This is a genomic window from Paraburkholderia saeva (assembly GCF_907164555.1).
Lineage (GTDB): Bacteria > Pseudomonadota > Gammaproteobacteria > Burkholderiales > Burkholderiaceae > Paraburkholderia > Paraburkholderia saeva.
Genome location: NZ_CAJQZC010000031.1, coordinates 1 through 1055 on the forward strand (window position 1 = coordinate 1; position 1055 = coordinate 1055).

A 1055-nucleotide genomic window follows, 5' to 3' on the forward strand; every position below is an offset into this window, starting at 1 on the left:
TGTGAGCGAACAATATAGTTTGACACCGCGTCTTCAATAAAATCAGAGGGTTGGCGATGCACTGATGCGGGTACAAAAACAATAAAGTTTGACACAACCGCTGTCGCCCCCGGTTTGCACGTCGATCTTGCGACAAAATAGTTTGACACAACCGTGGCGCAATACAGGCAAACGGCTGACGATCTTCCGCAACACCCGTTCGTGACCGGCCCGCTGCCGGCACCCTCCGTCAACTATCATCGCACCTTTGCCTGACGGATCGACCGCTCGATGTTAGCCGACTGGCTGACCACACAATATCGAGCCGATAACCGGGGACCTGTATGTATCGGCTTCGCACAAGCAGATCGGTCAGCTTGCCATGCGCTTCGTATCGTCGGCGCTTCCAGCCATTTTTCGCCTGGATCCGGTCGAGGCTGGCACATGATGGACACCAGCGACCGGAGATGACATGCCATGCTTTCGTCGACCACTCATGTCCCCGGTCGCAGCGCCATTGCAAGCGGTCGTGCGAAGACCGGAACGTCGACGATACGCATTCACCGCCGCGCGCATGCGCAAGCGCCCTCATGTCTTCCAGCGTGTACTTGCGGCGACCGCTGCAGAATGGACACCACCAACCGCGGCCGATCATGTGGCGAGGCGCCATCTGCCAGAGATGACCCTTTCCGCATTGCCACGCGAGCGCTGTATCTGCGCCGAGGTAACGTTCCGACAGGCAGAGCCCACCGCGCTGCGCGGCCAGTTCGTGCATCCGTTCCATGTGGCGATACTGGCTGCGTTCGTGCCGGCAATGCGGGCACCAGCTTCCGCTGACCACGATCGCAGGTGTTGCCGCCCACGTGTGCCCATGGTCGCAACGCCACTGAAGTTTGTAGTCCATCTTCACGTAGGCATCCGACAGGCACTCGCCACCCCGGGCCTGCGCAAGCGCCTCCATGTCAGCGAGTGTGTGGCGGTGGCCGCTACAGTACGGACACCACTGGCCCTGCTGGATCTTCGTTGCCGTCGCATCCCAGATATGTCCGTGGGCGCACTGCCACTGCAGATACGAT

At 60.0% G+C, this 1055-nt stretch carries 1 protein-coding gene; it reads right to left on the reverse strand.

Annotated elements, in window-relative coordinates:
- Positions 1–229: 229 nt before the first annotated feature.
- The coding region (locus LPA36_RS29345; protein WP_228884018.1) for a hypothetical protein at positions 230–1055 on the reverse strand (826 nt) is incomplete at its 5' end.